This window comes from Micromonospora sp. C31, assembly GCF_018070575.1.
Lineage (GTDB): Bacteria > Actinomycetota > Actinomycetes > Mycobacteriales > Micromonosporaceae > Micromonospora.
The window spans coordinates 217,193-232,429 of the sequence record NZ_JAGPXN010000011.1; the positions used below are offsets into that span (position 1 = coordinate 217,193).

At 72.5% G+C, this 15,237-nt stretch carries 18 protein-coding genes and 1 pseudogene; 12 read left to right on the plus strand and 7 right to left on the minus strand.

The window, feature by feature from the left end; all coding sequences use genetic code 11:
- The first annotated feature begins 2 nt into the window (after positions 1-2).
- Entirely contained in the window at positions 3-746 is a 744-nt protein-coding gene (locus KBX06_RS17105; protein ID WP_210835964.1) for a hypothetical protein, read from the plus strand.
- A gap of 171 nt (positions 747-917) precedes the next feature.
- On the opposite strand, the gene KBX06_RS17110 is transcribed toward KBX06_RS17105, so the two are convergent.
- Complete coding sequence (locus tag KBX06_RS17110; protein WP_210835965.1) at positions 918-2,390, minus strand: serine hydrolase; 1,473 nt, start codon at positions 2,388-2,390, stop codon at positions 918-920.
- 38 nt (positions 2,391-2,428) lie between these two features.
- Entirely contained in the window at positions 2,429-2,941 is a 513-nt protein-coding gene (locus KBX06_RS17115) for a helix-turn-helix domain-containing protein (RefSeq protein WP_307854660.1), read from the minus strand.
- 104 nt (positions 2,942-3,045) lie between these two features.
- Between KBX06_RS17115 and KBX06_RS17120 the strand changes: the two genes are divergently transcribed.
- Genes KBX06_RS17120 through KBX06_RS17130 form a run of 3 tightly spaced genes read left to right on the plus strand, consistent with a single transcriptional unit; the run spans position 3,046 to position 5,108 of the window.
- On the plus strand, positions 3,046-3,978 hold the full coding sequence (locus KBX06_RS17120) for an AAA family ATPase (protein WP_307854661.1): 933 nt from the start codon (positions 3,046-3,048) through the stop codon (positions 3,976-3,978).
- The gene (locus tag KBX06_RS17125; RefSeq protein ID WP_210835969.1) at positions 3,975-4,508 is read left to right on the plus strand and encodes a Rho termination factor N-terminal domain-containing protein; all 534 of its coding nucleotides are present in this window, start codon (positions 3,975-3,977) and stop codon (positions 4,506-4,508) included. The genes KBX06_RS17120 and KBX06_RS17125 overlap by 4 nt, the downstream gene beginning before the upstream one ends.
- Before the next feature lie 60 nt (positions 4,509-4,568).
- Complete coding sequence (locus KBX06_RS17130; protein WP_210835971.1) at positions 4,569-5,108, plus strand: DUF1697 domain-containing protein; 540 nt, start codon at positions 4,569-4,571, stop codon at positions 5,106-5,108.
- A 761-nt stretch (positions 5,109-5,869) separates the two neighbouring features.
- Here KBX06_RS17130 and KBX06_RS17135 read toward each other — a convergent pair.
- Positions 5,870-6,747, minus strand: a protein-coding gene (locus KBX06_RS17135; RefSeq protein WP_374225650.1) for an IS5 family transposase whose coding sequence is annotated in 2 segments (ribosomal slippage) — positions 5,870-6,396 and positions 6,396-6,747 — 879 coding nt in all. Because the reading frame shifts where the segments join, the coding sequence is not laid out codon by codon here.
- Positions 6,748-6,786: 39 nt separating this feature from the next.
- Here KBX06_RS17135 and KBX06_RS17140 point away from each other — a divergent pair.
- From KBX06_RS17140 to KBX06_RS17150, 3 genes are read left to right on the plus strand one after another with little or no spacing between them, the layout of a single operon-like run.
- On the plus strand, positions 6,787-7,227 hold the full coding sequence (locus tag KBX06_RS17140; RefSeq protein WP_210835973.1) for an NADPH-dependent FMN reductase: 441 nt from the start codon (positions 6,787-6,789) through the stop codon (positions 7,225-7,227).
- Positions 7,228-7,256: 29 nt separating this feature from the next.
- Complete coding sequence (locus KBX06_RS17145; RefSeq protein WP_210835975.1) at positions 7,257-8,267, plus strand: ATP-binding cassette domain-containing protein; 1,011 nt, start codon at positions 7,257-7,259, stop codon at positions 8,265-8,267.
- Complete coding sequence (locus KBX06_RS17150) at positions 8,264-9,115, plus strand: ABC transporter permease (protein ID WP_210835977.1); 852 nt, start codon at positions 8,264-8,266, stop codon at positions 9,113-9,115. The genes KBX06_RS17145 and KBX06_RS17150 overlap by 4 nt, the downstream gene beginning before the upstream one ends.
- 99 nt (positions 9,116-9,214) lie before the next feature.
- Here the strand turns inward: KBX06_RS17150 and KBX06_RS27880 are convergent.
- Together KBX06_RS27880 and KBX06_RS17160 are read right to left on the minus strand one after the other, a co-directional pair.
- Positions 9,215-9,548, minus strand: a pseudogene (locus tag KBX06_RS27880) (ATPase); the annotation flags it as partial.
- 14 nt (positions 9,549-9,562) lie between these two features.
- Positions 9,563-10,375 (minus strand): helix-turn-helix domain-containing protein, encoded by an 813-nt coding sequence (locus KBX06_RS17160; protein ID WP_247686077.1) that lies wholly within the window; start codon positions 10,373-10,375, stop codon positions 9,563-9,565.
- Between the two features lie 35 nt (positions 10,376-10,410).
- Between KBX06_RS17160 and KBX06_RS17165 the strand changes: the two genes are divergently transcribed.
- On the plus strand, positions 10,411-10,800 hold the full coding sequence (locus KBX06_RS17165) for a nuclear transport factor 2 family protein (protein WP_247686078.1): 390 nt from the start codon (positions 10,411-10,413) through the stop codon (positions 10,798-10,800).
- Here the strand turns inward: KBX06_RS17165 and KBX06_RS17170 are convergent.
- Both KBX06_RS17170 and KBX06_RS17175 read right to left on the minus strand, forming a co-directional pair.
- Positions 10,791-12,209, minus strand: a complete 1,419-nt coding sequence (locus tag KBX06_RS17170; RefSeq protein ID WP_210835982.1) for an AAA family ATPase — start codon at positions 12,207-12,209, stop codon at positions 10,791-10,793. The two genes, KBX06_RS17165 and KBX06_RS17170, sit on opposite strands and share 10 nt — an antisense overlap.
- 23 nt (positions 12,210-12,232) lie before the next feature.
- Complete coding sequence (locus tag KBX06_RS17175) at positions 12,233-13,081, minus strand: sugar phosphate isomerase/epimerase (RefSeq protein WP_210835983.1); 849 nt, start codon at positions 13,079-13,081, stop codon at positions 12,233-12,235.
- 167 nt (positions 13,082-13,248) lie between these two features.
- Here KBX06_RS17175 and KBX06_RS27885 point away from each other — a divergent pair, with 167 nt between their 5' ends.
- From KBX06_RS27885 to KBX06_RS17195, 4 genes are all read left to right on the plus strand, one after another.
- Positions 13,249-13,824, plus strand: a complete 576-nt coding sequence (locus KBX06_RS27885) for a restriction endonuclease (protein WP_210835985.1) — start codon at positions 13,249-13,251, stop codon at positions 13,822-13,824.
- A 2-nt stretch (positions 13,825-13,826) separates the two neighbouring features.
- Entirely contained in the window at positions 13,827-14,492 is a 666-nt protein-coding gene (locus tag KBX06_RS17185) for a DUF4433 domain-containing protein (protein WP_210835986.1), read from the plus strand.
- A gap of 50 nt (positions 14,493-14,542) precedes the next feature.
- Positions 14,543-14,800 (plus strand): hypothetical protein, encoded by a 258-nt coding sequence (locus KBX06_RS17190; RefSeq protein WP_210835987.1) that lies wholly within the window; start codon positions 14,543-14,545, stop codon positions 14,798-14,800.
- 83 nt (positions 14,801-14,883) lie between these two features.
- Complete coding sequence (locus KBX06_RS17195; RefSeq protein ID WP_210835988.1) at positions 14,884-15,204, plus strand: GYD domain-containing protein; 321 nt, start codon at positions 14,884-14,886, stop codon at positions 15,202-15,204.
- The last annotated feature ends 33 nt before the right edge of the window (positions 15,205-15,237 follow it).

Here is a 15,237-nt window from a genome sequence, read left to right on the forward strand (position 1 = left end):
CGGTGGACGGCTACGGCGCCCCCACCGTCGTCGACGGCGGCGCGGCGGAACTGGCGCTGCTCTGGGGCGGCCTCCCGGCGCTCGGCGCGGGTGGCGGGTGGCTGCTCGCCACGGGCGCGGAGTGGGTGGCCGGGCTGTCCTGGGCACCCGCGCAGGACCTGTTCGAGCTGATCGCCGGGCTGCCCGACCCGCAGGCCAGCATCGGCGGGCTGGCGGTCGGCACGCTGGGCGGCCTGCTCGTCGCCGCCGTGGGCACCGCCGAACGGCTCGCCGTCACCGTCGACGCCGAACGGGTACGGCTGCGCCGCGACCGCGCGGACCGGCAGGTCGGGCGGCGGCCGGTGCGCGCCGTCTTCGTCGACGGCAAGGACCTGGTGCTGCTCGGCGCGGACGACGAGGAACTGGTCCGGGAGCGGTCGGACCTGGCCGTCGACCGGCTGCGCGACGCGTTCCGCGCGCACGGCTGGCCGTGGACCGAGGGCGACCCGCACCGCGACGCGTACCGACGGTGGGTGCCGGGCCTGCCCGGGCTGCCGCCCGGGGCGGACGCGCTGCTGCGGGCCCGGCAGCGGGCGCTCGACGCCGACCGGGGCGGCGAGGCCCGGGAGTTGCGCGGCGAACTCGCCCGCTCCGGGGTGGTGCTCCGCGACGACCGCCGGCGGCAGTACTGGCGGCTGACCCGGGCCGCCCCGCGCCCCCGGCCGGAGGACGTGGCTTCGGCTGAGCCGGAGGTCGACGGCCGGTAGCGTTGCTCCCGACGGGGCCCGGGGCACGGTTCGATCCGCCGTGGAAGCCGTGGTTCCTGCGCTACAACAGGTCGTGCTGCCGATCGCCGAGTGAGCTGAACAGGTACGGGTCGAAGCAGCCGGGGCAGCGTCGGCGTCCGCCCGGTGGGGCGGGCGGCGCGGTGGCGTGGGTCAGAGACGGGTGATGATCACGACGGCCAGGATCGCCAGGAGTGCCGAGAAGGCCACCGAGGTCAACCGCCGCCACGGCGGCGCGCCGGCCAGCGGCGGCAGTCCCCGCCAGCGGTACGCGGCCAGGACGATCCCGGTCGCCGAGAGGCCGGCGCCGATCGACCAGAGCCAGCCGGGCACCACCGACCAGTTGCCCAGCCGGTGGCCGAGGCCGAGGTAGAGCACCGCCCAGGCGACGGCGGTTGCCAGAGTCAGCCGGTCGGGAGCCCGGCGGGTGGCGCCGAGCAGGCTCAGCCCGCCGAGGAAGGTGAACACCACCGCGAGCCCCGCCGTGATCCAGACCGGCAGCGGCGGGCCGTCGCCGTCGGCGTCCTGCACCGGCACGCCGAGCAGCCGCAGCCCGATCGGCTCGACGCCCTGGTCGGTGTTGCCGAGCACCACGACGCCCCGCCCGGTGGCCCGCTCGAAGCCGAGGTAGGTGCGGAAGCCCCCGGTGCCGCCGTTGTGCCAGACGATCTCGCTGTCGCCGTACCGGGTGGTGAACCAGCCGTAGCCGATCCGGTTGCGGTCGTCCTCGGTGAAGCGCGGGGTCGCGGCGTCGGCGCCGGGCGCGGTGCCGGCGAGCGTCGCGCCGAGCAGCCGGGCCAGATCCTCGGCGGTCGACCACGGACCGACTCCGGCCGGCGCCCAGCCGCCGCCCACCCAGGCCTCGACCGGGCGGCCGCCGGCCGTGGTGCCCTCGGCGCGCGCCGGCGGCAGGGCGTCGGCGTCGGTCGCCACCACGGTCGCCGTCATGCCGAGCGGCCGCAGCAACTCCCGGTCGAGCAGTTCCGGGTACGACGTGCCGGCCCGGGTGGCGAGCGCCTGCCCGAGCAGCGCCACCCCGAGGTTGGAGTAGTGGACCTGGCCCCGCCCGTCGCCGGGTCTCTCCCCGCCGACGGCGTCGACGAGCCACCGGGCGTCCTGACCGGCGTAGGGGTTGCCGCCGGTGACGTTCGCCCACCAGGTCCCGACCACGTCCCCGGGCGAGTCGACGGCGAGCCGGGGCAGGCCGGAGCGGTGACTGGCCAGCTCGGCGAGGGTGACCTCGCGGGCAGGCCCGGTCAGCGCGGGCAGCAGGGTGCCGACGGGCTCGTCGGGGCGTACCGCGCCGGTCGTGGCCTGCCGGGCGAGGAGCATCCCGGTCATCACCTTGGTGATCGAGCCGATCTCGAACCGGGTTCCCGGTTCCACCGGCCGACCGGCCGGGTCGCGGTCGCCCAGGCCGGCGGTGCGGACGAGGCCGTTCTCCAGCACGGCGACGGCGAGGCCACGGTGGCCCGCGGCGTCGGGCACCGCCGCGCGGACGTCGGCGGCCAGCGCGGTGTCGCCGGTGCTCTGCCCGGCCAGCCGGGGCGCACGCGGCATGATCCCGACGGCCGCGACGGCGGCGACGATTCCGATGACCAGGGCGAGGACGGTTGGCTTGCGCATGGTGCTCCTTCCCGTGGGGGCTCCGGCGGTGCGGCGGGTCAGCGGCGGGCTGCGGTGAGGATGGCCAGCAGCGGCACGACCCGCTCGGCCGGAACGGCGTAGTGGCCCCGGCCGGCGCTGCTCAGCCAGCCGGCGGCGGTCAGCTGGCGCAGGTGGTGGTGCAGCTGCCCGGTGGTGCCCAGGCCCTCGATCTCGGCCAGCTCGCCGGTGCCGTGCCGGCCGCCGAGGATCTCCCGTAGCAGGCGCAGCCGCACCGGATGTGCCAGGGCGGTCAGCACGCCCGCCAGCTCCGTCCAGTCACCCGCGAGCACGTCGTCGACCGTGCGGCCGTACTGCCAGTCGTAGTGCTGGTCGTCGAGGCGGACGGTGCCGGTGTAGAGCACCGCGCCGCCGCCGTCGGCCGGGATCCGTCGCTTCAACCCGTCGAGCGCCCAGAAGACGTCACCCGCCACCGTCGAGGCCTCGGTCGGGGGCGCCGCCGGCCCGAGGCGCTCCATGAGCGCGGCGACCTGCGCCTCCAGCGCGCTCACCCGTTCTTCGATCTCCGCCACGCGTCGATAATACGAACATACGTAGTTACGTGCAAACGGCCGGCGGGAGCGGGTGCCGCGCCGGTCCGTCGACCCGCTACCGTTCCCGGTCTGGGGAGGTGCCGGTGTACGTCGTATCGGTGATCAACTACAAGGGCGGGGTCGGCAAGACCACCGTGACCGCCAACCTCGGTGCCGAGCTGGCCAACCGCGGGATGAAGGTGCTGCTCATCGACCTCGATCCGCAGGCCAGCCTCACGTTCGGCTTCTACGACCCCGACGACTGGCGGGACCGGCTGCGCGACGGCCGGACGGTGAAGCGCTGGTACGACGGCCTGCGCGGGGACACCCCCGCGACGAGCCTGGGCGAGCTGGTCGTCTCCCCCGGCCCCGCGAACGCGCGACTCGCCGGCGCGGGCCGACTCGACCTGATCGCGTCGCACCTCCAGCTCGTCGACATCGACCTGGCGCTGGCCCGGGCCGTGGCCGACGGCGACGAGTACGACCGCGAGCTGTTCCGGGTGCGCGGCTCCCTGACCGAGGGGCTGCACGACGACGCGCTCGGCGGCTACGACATGGTGCTCATCGACTGCCCGCCGAACTTCAACGTGGTCACCCAGTCGGCCATCATCGCCAGCGACCACCTGCTGATCCCGGCGAAGGCCGACTACCTGTCCACACTGGGCATCGACTACCTGCACGGCAACGTCCGGGAGCTGGTGGACCAGTACAACGCCGACGCCCGCCGGTTCGCCACGACCCGCCGGCACCACAAGGTCGCCCCCGCCGTCGCCGGCGTGGTGTTCACGATGATCCAGCTCATGGCGCAGCGGCCGATCGCCGCCCACCAGGGCTACATGGACCAGGTCCGGGCGCTCGGCCTGCCGGTCTTCCCCACTCCCCTGCGGGAGAACGTCACCGCGTTCGCCACGAACGCCCCGCGCGGCGTGCCGGTGGTGCTCCGCGACCGGATCGCCACCCCGGCGGTCCGCGACGAACTGCGCCAGCTCGCCACCGAGTTCCTCGAGCACCTCCAGCCCGAGCGGGTCGGGGCGTGACCGAACCGACCCGTGACGTCGCCGACCTGGTGACCGCGCTGCTCCGGGAGCTGCCCGCCGCCGACCTCGCCGCTCTGGCCGAGGGGCGGGCCCGGCTCGCGGTGGTGCCCGTCGACGCGACCCCACCCGCCCCACCGACCGACCGCCCCGCCACCGGGCGCCCGAGAAAGACTCCCGCCGCCACAGCACGCCCGACCGGCGCACCCGCCGACCTCACCGCCGCCACAGCACGCCCGACCGGCGCACCCGGCGGCCGGGGCGTCGGCGCATCACGCCCTGCCGCCCAGGCCGGCCGGCGGGCGGCACCCGCGCCGGACCCGGCCGTTGCCCGGGCCGCGCTGGCGACCATGTCCCGCCGCGACGACGGTACGGCGTACCTCTCCGGCTGGACCTCCCGCGACCTGCGGGTGCTCGCTGCGAGCCTGGAGCTGCGCGGCGTCGCCGGGCTACGGAAGGCGGACCTGGTCGACCGGATCGTCGACCGCACCATCGGCTTCCGACTCGCCTCCGCCGCCGTCCGCCGGCTCTGACCCGGCCGGTGTGTCGGCGCGCGCATCTAGGCTGAGCCGCAGGCGGATCGAGGAGGCCGGGTGGACAGGTGGGTCGCGCTGTTGCGGGGAGTCAACGTCGGCGGTGCGAAGGTCGCGATGGCCGACCTGCGCCGGCTGGTCACCGGCCTCGGCCACGGCGACGTGAAGACCTACCTGCGGAGCGGGAACGTGGCCTTCGGCAGCACGGTGCGCGACGCCGACGCGCTGGCGCGGGGCATCGAGCGGGCCATCGCCGACGAGTTGGGGCTGACGGTGCCGGTGCTGGTGCGCAGCGGCCGGGAGCTGGCGGCGGTGGCCGGCGGCAACCCGTACGCCGACCGGGAGGACGACCCGACGCGACTGCTCGTGGTCTTCCTCGCGACCGCGCCCGCAAAGTCCGCCGTGGAGGCCCTGGCCGCGCCCGACGGCGAGAACCTCGCGTTCACGGTCACCGGTCGCGAGGTCTACCTGCACTGTCCCGACGGCGGCTACGGCCGGTCGAAGTTCACCAGCAACCACCTGGAGAAGAAGCTCGGCGTGGTGGCGACCACCCGCAACTGGCGGTCGGTGCGGGCCCTCGCGGAGCTGGCGGCGAGCTGAGGGGCGGCTGGACGTGGCCGGAAGCCCCTGTTCCGCCGGCCTGCCGCCCCGCCAGTTCCGATCTCGCGGACGCTGGCCGCCGTCTAGGGCCTGTATCGAAGTCAGCGAGGGCTTGATCAAGGCATTCCGGCCTCGCGGACCAAACTCCGGCAAGACCAACCCCTAGTCTGTCGCCATGACGGCGAGCCATGGAGTCATCGATCTGGATATTCCTGGCCCTGAGCTTGGTGACTCGGACGGGGACCGCTCCGCCGGGTTTAGGCCCGGGCGGAGGGGCGCTGCCTACCTGGCTGTTGCCTTGGTAGTCGGCTTGGCGCTCGGTGGCGTCGGCGGCGCCGAAGTGCGGAGCTATCGCGAGGAGCAGACCGAGGCCCGTGCCGTCACACTGGTGGCCTTGCCAGGCTCGTCCAACAGCTGGGAGGGCTTGAACGGCGTTGGGACGGTGCGACTCGACGCGCAACTGGTGTTGGTTAACGCCGGCCCGGCGCCCGTCATAGTGCAGGTAGAGGGGGCACGGAGACCAGGCGTCCTGGTACGCGGCACAGGCCAGTCCTGGCTGGTCCGGCCGGGCGGAACGGCCTGGATCGACGTCGACGTCACGCTCGAGTGCGCAACTGCGTTCACGACAGAGCCGCTGTTCGTCAACTTCTCGGTGCAGACAGCCGACCAGCGGATCCGACGGACAAGTTATCCCCTCGCTCTTCAGGGCAGCCCCTGGCAGCGAGCGTGCGAGCCTCCGCCCCGTATGGTGCGGGGCCCAATCACAGCCACTCGTTGATAGCGGCGAGATGAATGGTGGCTTCGTAGCGGACAGCAAGTTTGTCGAAACGGGTAGCTACGGCCCGGTTGCGTTTCAGTCGGTTGATCCCGCACTCCACAGCGTGTCGCTGCTGGTACAGGTGAGGGTCAAAGGCTGGCGGCCGGCCACCTTTGAACCCCTTGGCCCGGCGGTGGGCGTCCTGGTCGGCCTTGCTCGGAATCGTCGCGGCGATCCCGCGCCGACGCAGGTAGGCCCGATTCGCTTTCGATGTGTACGCCTTGTCGGCCAGGACCCGGTCCGGTCGGGTCCTCGGCCGGCCGGCGCCCAGGCGGGGAACACGGATGGCGGTCAGGACCGGGATGAACTGCGGGCTGTCACCTCGTTGCCCGGCGGTCAGCACGATCGCCAGGGGTTTCTCTCCTTGCTCGCAGCCCAGATGCAGCTTGGTGGTCAACCCACCGCGGGACCGGCCGAGCGCGTGGTCGTCCGGCTCGACACTGACCCCGCCAGGTGGTTCGGCCTGTAGATCCCCCTTTTCCTCGCTCCGGCCGCATGCTGATGGGCCCGGGCGCTGGTGGAGTCGACACTGACGTCCCAGGTAATCCGCCCGGCCGCGTCGGCGAGTGCCTGCAGTGCGGTGAGCACCTGCTGCCAGGTCCCGTCGCGCTGCCACCGCCGGAACAGGGCATACACCGCCGACCAGGACCCGTACTGCGATGGGACGTCTCGCCACGGGGCGCCCACCCGGATCCGCCACCGCATCCCATCGATCAACTGCCGCCTGGTCCATGACGACGGTCGACCCGGCCGCTTCGGCGCCGGCAGCAACGGCTCCAGCACCGCCCACTGCACGTCGGTCAGATCGAACCGCCTCGTCACCGCTAGGGTGTCCACGAGGTCTCCGGTTTCAGGTTCTGCTTGGTCGCTGAACCATCTACCGGAGACCTCACCCATTTTCGATCTTCGACACGCCGAGCGTTCGCACCAGCTCAGGCACCACCGCCGACTTCGACACAGGCCCTAGCGCCTGTCGGGTGGGACCGGAGCCGGAAGGTTCCGGGCTCGTTGAAACAGGCGATCGACCACGCGTACGACGAGTGGCAGGCCGAGCCGGTCGGCTTCGTGTCGTACGGGTGCGGTTCGATCGGCCTGCACGCGGTCGACCAGCTCCGGACGGTCTTCGTCGCGCTGCACGCCGTCACGATGCCCGACGTCGTCGGTGTCGACCTGCTCGACGGCGGTCCGCCACCTCCGGCGGCGGACCGGTGCGAGCGGGCCGCCGACGTCCTGCTCGGCCAGCTCCGCTGGTGGGGCCTGGCCCTGCGCGACGGTCGTGCCGCGCGCCCGTACGTCTCCTGAACGTGTCACGCATGAGGAAGGTAGGACGCATGAAACGCACCACCGGCCCGGCCATCGAGGCCGAGGGCCTGACCCGGTCGTTCGGGGACACCCGGGCGCTCGCCGGCATCGACCTCCGGGTCCCCGCCGGCACCGTCTACGGACTGCTCGGACCCAACGGCGCCGGCAAGACCACGGCGGTACGGGTGCTGGCGACGCTGCTGCGTCCCGACGGCGGGCGGGCCCGCGTCTTCGGGCACGACGTCGTCACCGAGGCCGACGCCGTACGCGCCCGGATGAGCCTGACCGGCCAGTACGCCTCCGTGGACGAGGACCTGACCGGGCTGGAGAACCTGATGCTCCTCGCCCGTCTGCTCGGGCACCGCAAGCCGGCCGCCCGGGAGCGGGCCGAGGGCATGCTCGCCGCGTTCGGCCTGACCGACGCGGCCGACCGGCAGGTCAAGAAGTACTCGGGCGGCATGCGGCGGCGCATCGACATCGCGGCGAGCATCCTCAACACCCCCGACCTGCTCTTCCTCGACGAGCCGACGACGGGCCTCGACCCGCGCAGCCGCAACCAGGTGTGGGAGATCGTCCGGGCCGTGGTGGCGCACGGCACGACCGTGCTGCTGACCACGCAGTACCTGGACGAGGCCGACCAGCTCGCCGGCCGCATCGCGGTGGTGGACCACGGCCGGGTGATCGCGGAGGGCACCCCGGGCGAGCTGAAGTCGTCGGTCGGTTCCGGCAGCATCCACCTGCGACTGCGCGACCCCGGTCAGCGGCCGGAAGCGGAGCGGCTGCTCCAGGCGGCGCTCGGCGTGCCGGTGCAGCTCGAACCCGATCCGGTCGCGCTGACCGCACGGGTCGGCGGTGCGGGCAGCGACCTCGACGCCAGCGCGCAGGCCGCCCGCGCGCTCGGGGACCTGGCCCACGCCGGCATCGTCGTCGACGACTTCTCCCTCGGCCAGCCGAGCCTGGACGAGGTCTTCCTGGCCCTGACCGACCACCCCGCCGTCACGTCCGACGAGCGGGACGACGAGCTGGAGGCAGCCCGATGAGCAACGCCACCACGACCGGGCGCGCCCCGTCCGTCTACGTACCGTCGGCGGAGGCGCTCTCCACCGTCCTCGCGCCCGGCGCGCGACCGCCCCGGCCGAACGCGCTGTCGGCCTCGCTCACGTTCGGCTGGCGCGCGCTGCTGAAGATCAAGCACGTGCCGGAGCAGCTGTTCGACGTGACGGCGTTCCCGATCATCATGGTGCTGATGTTCACGTACCTGTTCGGCGGCGCCCTCGCCGACAGCCCGCGCGACTACCTCCAGTTCTTCCTGCCCGGCATCATGGTCACGAGCGTCGTCATGATCACCATGTACACCGGGATCGGGCTGAACACCGACATCGAGAAGGGCGTCTTCGACCGGTTCCGGACGCTGTCGATCTGGCGGCCGGCCCCGCTGGTCGGCATGATCTTCGGCGACGTGCTGCGGTACGTGCTGGCGGCCGTGGTCATCCTCTGCGTCGGGCTGGTGCTGGGGTTCCGGCCCGACGGCGGGCTGCCCGGCGTGCTGGCCGGGATCGGCCTGCTGGTGGTCTTCTCGTTCGCCTTCTCCTGGGTCTGGACGTTCTTCGGCCTCGTCCTGCGCAGCGAGAAGTCCGTGATGGGGGTGAGCATGATGGTGCTGTTCCCGCTGACCTTCCTCAGCAACGTGTTCGTCGATCCCGCGACGATGCCCGGCTGGCTCCAGGCGTTCGTCAAGGTCAACCCGATCACGCAGCTGGTGGCCTCGGTGCGCGCGGTGATGTCGGGGACGTCGGACCCGTCGGCCACGATGTGGACGCTGTTGTGGAGCGCCGGCTTCGTGGTGGTCTTCGGCACGCTGACCATGTACCGCTACAACCGCCGCTGACCCTGCCGGCGACGGGCACCGCCACGGAGGTGGTGGTGCCCGTCGCCCGTGTCCGCCCCGCAGGTCACCCAGGTGCGGGGGTGCTCCGTCGCGGTTCCGCTACAGGCGCCACGGCAGTGGCTCGGGCGGGACGTAGCGGCAGGTGCTGCCCGTGGAGACGGTGTCGCGCAGGTGGGCGGCGAAGCCCGGGGTGGCGCTGGTCGAGCTTGCACAGCACGTCCCGGATGCGGGCCGTCACCGTCTTGCGGGCCCGCTCGGCCTCGTCGCCGAGGCGTCGGCTGCGGCCGGCCAGCCCGGCGGCGGCGCGCAACTCGGCGAGCAGGGCACCCCGCTCGGCGTCGAGGTCGGCCACCCGCCGCCGGTCGCCGCGTCCGGCAGCCCGGTCGATCTCGTCGTCGAGCCGCTCCAGGTGACGCCGGTAACGGGCCTTGGCCCGGCGTGGCGGCGCTACCGGGTGAAGTAGGTGGCGCTCTCCGGGTCTGCCGGGTAGTACGACTCGATCGCGATCTCGTCGATCGTGATGTCCATCGGGGTGCCGAACGTGGTGATGGTCGAGAACAGCCGCAGTTCCCGTCCGCCGATCCGGAGGATCATCGGGATCACCACGTCGGCGTCGACCCGTTGGCCCGTCGGGTCCTCGGGCAGCGGGTCCAGCAGTTCTTCGTACAGTGCGGTGAGCTCCGCGTCGGGAGCGGTGGCGAGCTGGCGCGAGATCCGGCTGCGGAACACCGCACGCACGTCTGCCAGGTTGACGACCATGGAGGCGAGCCCGCGCGGGTCCAGGCCCAGCCGGACCAGGTTCACCGGTGGTCGCAACAGGTCGGGGGCGACCTGCGCGAAGAACGGGTCGACCGCACGGTTGGTCAGCATGATGTTCCACCGGCGGTCGAAGGCCAGCGCCGGATACGGCTCGTGCGCCTGGAGCACCCTGCGGACCGCGTCGAGGGCAGCCGACAGGGCGGCGTCGTCGAGCGGACGCTCCGCGTACCTGGGCGCGAAGCCGGCGGCGAGCAACAGCCGGTTGCGGTCACGCAGCGGCACATGGAGCTGATCGGCAAGCCGGAGGACCATGTCCGCGCTCGGCTTGGACCTGCCGGTCTCGACCAGGCTGACGTGGCGGGCCGAGACGTCCGCGGCGATCGCCAGGTCGAGTTGGCTGAGCCCCCGGCGCTGCCGCCACTGCCGCAGGAGTTTCCCGACCGTGTGCACGATCATGAGCGTACGCATCGTCGCGCCGGACGCCATGAAGTGCGAGTTCATCGACAACCGGACGGGCCGGGGAAACACTTCGGCCCATGAGCACTGAGAACACGAGCATCGTCCGACGTGCGCTGGCGGGGCTGATCGGGACGGGCGACATCGACACGCTCGCCTCGTTCCTCAGCGAGGACTTCCGCCACCACCGGCCGGATTCGGCAACCTCGACCAGGGCGGAATGGCTCGCCGCCGTCCGCGCCGCGCTGGGCCCGACCGCCGGCATGCAGGTCGAGATCCTTCACCTGCTGGCCGACGGTGACCACGTCGTGGTGCACTCGCGACGCCGACTGCCCGACGCGGGACCGGAGATCGTGGTCGTCGACGTCCTGCGGATCGCCGACGGGTCCATCGCGGAGGCATGGGAGATCATCGAACCGGTGGCCCACGCAGCCGCCAACGTGACGTGGTGGGAACCCGCTCAGCGGTGACCGCGTCCGGTCTGGGCCGGAACGGAGGACGAAGCGCGGGGCGGGGGGTCCGGCCGGTGACCCCGACCCCAGGTCGGGGCGGCACCGGCGGTCTCGTCGGCACCGGTGAGCAGCGCGAGGATCGTCTGGTTGGCCTCCCAGCCGTCCGGGAACCTGACCGGCACGTCGAGGTGCACGATCTCCGTCGACGGGTGGGCGTCCAGCAGCTCGCCGATCCCGGCACGCGCCACCACGACGCACGCGTGCCGGTGCCGCGACGTCAGCACGCAGAGCCGCCCCGACTCCAGGTGGAACGCGGTCGCGTCGCGCCGGCCCGACAGCGGGTGCAGCACGATCGTCACGTCGTACTCCCGGCCCTGGAGCCGGTTGGCGGTGTCGACGGTGATGCCGGCCCCCGCCGCGCCCAGGTGCGCGCGGATGGCCGCGACCTGGTCGCGGTGCGCGGCCCCGACGGCGATCCGGTCGGCGGTGACCGGGGTGCCTGCCGGGGCGTGCTCGGAGACGGCGACCGCGCCGCGCTGGAGCACCCGCAGCGCCAGGGCCGCACAGGCCGAGGCGGCCTCGCCATCGGTACGCGGGGTCTGCCGCGCCGGCAGCTCGTGCAGCGCCCAGCCGGTGGCGGCGGCCAACTCCACCGCCCGGTCCAGGGCGTCCCCCGGCCCGGGCCCGGCGAGGTGCAGCGCCCGGTCGGCGGGGCCGGTGCCGGCGCGGAACCCGGTGAACGGATAGAACGCCGCCGCTACGACCGGCGCCGCCGACGCGGGCAGCCGCCACGACACCGGCAGCCGGTGCACCGGCAGCTCCGGGTTGTGCCGCAGCAGCACCGCCACCGCCGACTGCATCGGATCCCAGGTCAGACCCGTCCAGCGCCCCGTCTCCACGGTCGAGAACGGGTCGAGCTGACCGGGATCGCCGACGAACAGCGCCCGCTCGAACCGCCCGGCCACGCGCAGCAGGGCGTCGGAACGCATCTGGTACGCCTCGTCCACGATCGCCCACGGCCAGCAGCCCTCGGCGACCGTGGCCCACTTGGCGGCCGTACCGATGATGACGGCCGGACCGCCGAGGTCGGCGACCTTCGCGGCGACCCGGACCGTCTCGTGGCCCCGCACCCGCTCGGACGGCCGGTAGTCGGCGGCGGACAGCCGCCCGATGCGCAACTCGGGCGCCCTGCGCGCCAGGCGGTCGATGAGGTCGTCGACCTGCTCGTTGGTCTGCGCGACGATGATCAGCGGCTCGCCGGCGGCGGCCAGTTCCACGGCGGCGCGCACCACCAGCGTCGACTTGCCGGCGCCCGGCGGCGAGTCGACCACGACGCCGCGATGGTCGCCGGAGCGCAGGTCGGCCAGTACGGCCGTGACGACCCGCTCCGCCTCGACCGCGGGCGGCACCTCCAGCCCGGAGCGCATCGATCCCACCTTCCCCCCGGGGTCTACGGGAGATTACGCCCGGTCAGGCGGCGCAGGAAGGCCAGCCCCTCGACGGCGAGGGTGTCGGGGGCGGCGGTGAGGGGCCGCCACACGGACATCGGCACGGCCAGCGCCTCGGCGGTGAACGACTCGATGTTCACCTGGCCGCGGTAGCCGATGCCGGTCAGGGCGTCGAACATTCCCGGCCAGTCGAGGTGGTCGCCGCCGGGCACCCCACGGTCGTTGCCGCACACCTGAACGTGCGCGAGCCGGTCGCCGGCCAGCCGGATGGCGGCCGGCAGGTCGCGCTCCTCGATGTTCAGGTGGAAGGTGTCCAGGGCGAGGCCCAGGCCGGGGACCTCGGCCACCACCTCCAGCGCCTGCTCGACGGTGTTGAGCAGGCTCGTCTCGAACCGGTTGAGCGGTTCGAGGGCGATCGTCACGCCCTGCCCGGCGGCCTCGTCGGCCAGCGGCCGGAGCCGCTCGACGAGGCGAGCGACGGCGGCCCGCCGGGCGTCCGCGTCCAGCAGCCACCGCCGCCCGGCCGGCGCGTAGAGTGGGCCCGCCAGCACGGCCGCCCCCACCCGGCTCGCGGTCCGCACGCAGTGCCGCACGAACCCTTCCGTACGTCGCACGACCTCCTCGTCGTCGGTGAGCAGGTCGTGCTCGGGCAGCAGGCCGGCGCAGACGGCGGGGGTCAGCTCCAGCCCGGCGAGCAGGTCGGCGGCCCGGGCGGGTTCCCAGTCGCCGGGCGCCTGGATGGTCAGTTCGATCGCGTCGAAGCCCCACGCCCTGATCCGTGGGGCCAGTTCGGCGAGCGCCTCGTCGGTCAGCGGCGCCGCCCACGCCCACGTGTTGATGCCGATGCGCATCCGTACCCTCTCGCCGTCGCCTCGATGAGGCTGTCGACATTAGAGGGATGAGGAGGCGTTGCAGCACTCGATACCCACTGGTCCTCAACGGCATCGTCGACACCACCGACCCTCGAACCGGCGCATCCGTCCAGCCATGCCTGGTCACGTTACGGAACACCCGCGACGTGTTCACCGGGCTCAACCTTCGCCTGGTGGAGCCGCTCGCCTGCCTGTCGCATCTCAATGCGTCGGTGTCGAAGCGGCCCGCCGAACTGGCGCCGGTGCGGCCCGTCCTGGAGTTCGACATGGTCGACAAGCGGTTCGTCGACGAGGTCGACGTGCTTGCCGACCTCGACCAACGGCCCAACCTCCTCAAGCTCAGCCCGACCGAGTTCGAGAGCCTGATTCAGAATCTCTTCGCCAAGATGGGCTTGGACACCAAGCAGACGCGGCCGTCGCGGGACGGTGGTGTCGACTGCGTCGCCTTCGACCCGCGGCCGATCTTCGGCGGCAAGGTCGTCATCCAGGCCAAGCGCTACCGCAACACGGTCGACGTCTCTGCCGTACGCGATCTGTTCGGCACCCTGCAGAACGAAGGCGCGCCCAAGGGCATCCTTGTCACCACCGGCGGCTACGGCCCCGCTTCCTACGAGTTCGCCTCCGGCAAGCCGCTGGAGCTGATCGACGGATCCAACCTGCTCTACCTGCTCGCCGAGCACGCGGAGGTGCAGGCCCGGATCGACCCGGGCGAACTGGACTGAGCATGATCGCGCAGCGCCCACCAGAGCGAGCATCGATCATGCACTTCACCCACATCGACAACCTGCCGGCGATCCTGACGGCCGGGCGGCTCGTCGCGGACAACCTGGTAGGCAGGCGCCTGCTGACCGATGCGGGTTCGGCATCCATCAAGGCAAGCCGCCGCACCAGGTCGGTGACCTGCCCGCCCGGTGGGGTCGTCGCCGACTACGTGCCCTTCTACTTCGCGCCCCGCTCGCTGATGATGTACCGCATCGCCAAGGAACACGAGAACGGCCAGGCCGGCTGCTACCCCGGAGGTGATGACCCGCTGGTCTACCTCGTCAGTTCGGTTGACCGCGTGCACGCCGCAGGTCTCCGATGGGTGGCCAGCGACGGCAACTGCGCTGCCTCACTCACCTGCTTCGCCGGCCAGCTGGGCGACCTGGCCCAGCTGGTGGACTGGCCGCTGATGCGGGAGCAGGTCTGGAAGAACATGCCGGAGGACCAGGACCGGATGCGGCGGCGCATGGCCGAGCTGCTCGTGCACCAGGAGCTACCGGTGGACCTGATCGCTGGGTACGCCGTTCGGACGCCGGCGCGGGAGGCGCAGCTGAGGCGTCTCCTGCGGTCTGCTGGCATCATCGCGACCGTACCTCGCGCGTCGAGGAGTTGCGCCCCATCCGTCTGACCCATGGCACCAGCGAGGCGGTATCCGCCTGGTTCGAACGCTCTGGCCAGGTGACCCCAGACGTCCTGGTACGTCTCGCCGAACTGGTTGACGGTTTCGAGGCTCCGTACAGCCTCGAACTACTCGCCACCGTGCACCACGCCGCGCAGACGCGGCCGCCGACCAGCGACATCGACGAGTTGATTGAGCGCGTCCAGGCGTGGAGCGGACGCAAGGCCCGGCTCTTCACGCCAGCTCACATCACTACGGCGTACGAGCGGTTGCGGTCCGTCGGTCTGCTGCCCGACCTGGTGACGGCGTCGGGCTGAGCAGCGCCCCCTTCGGCTGACCGATCGGGACTACTCACCGGCACACCGGGTACGCGCGGCCGGGATCTGGAGGTGGTACCCGGATGGCGAAGTTCCTGTTCACGGCGGCCTACACGGTCGAGGGGATCAACGGCTTGATGAGGGACGGCGGGACGAGACGCGCCGAGGTGATCCGGGCGTTGATCGAGAACACCGGTGGTCGGATGGAGTCGCTGTACTTCGCGCTCGGCCAGTACGACGCGTACGTGATCTGCGATCTTGCCGACCAGCAGACCGCCGTCGCCCTGGCCGCCACGATCCGTGCGGCCGGCGGCCTGGACACCCGGATCATCCCGCTGCTGACCCCCGAGGACATGGACGAGGCGCTCCGGATGAAGGTGGCCTACCAACCGCCGGGAGCCTGACCCGTCGACCCGACCAGCGGGCGCTGCTGCGCA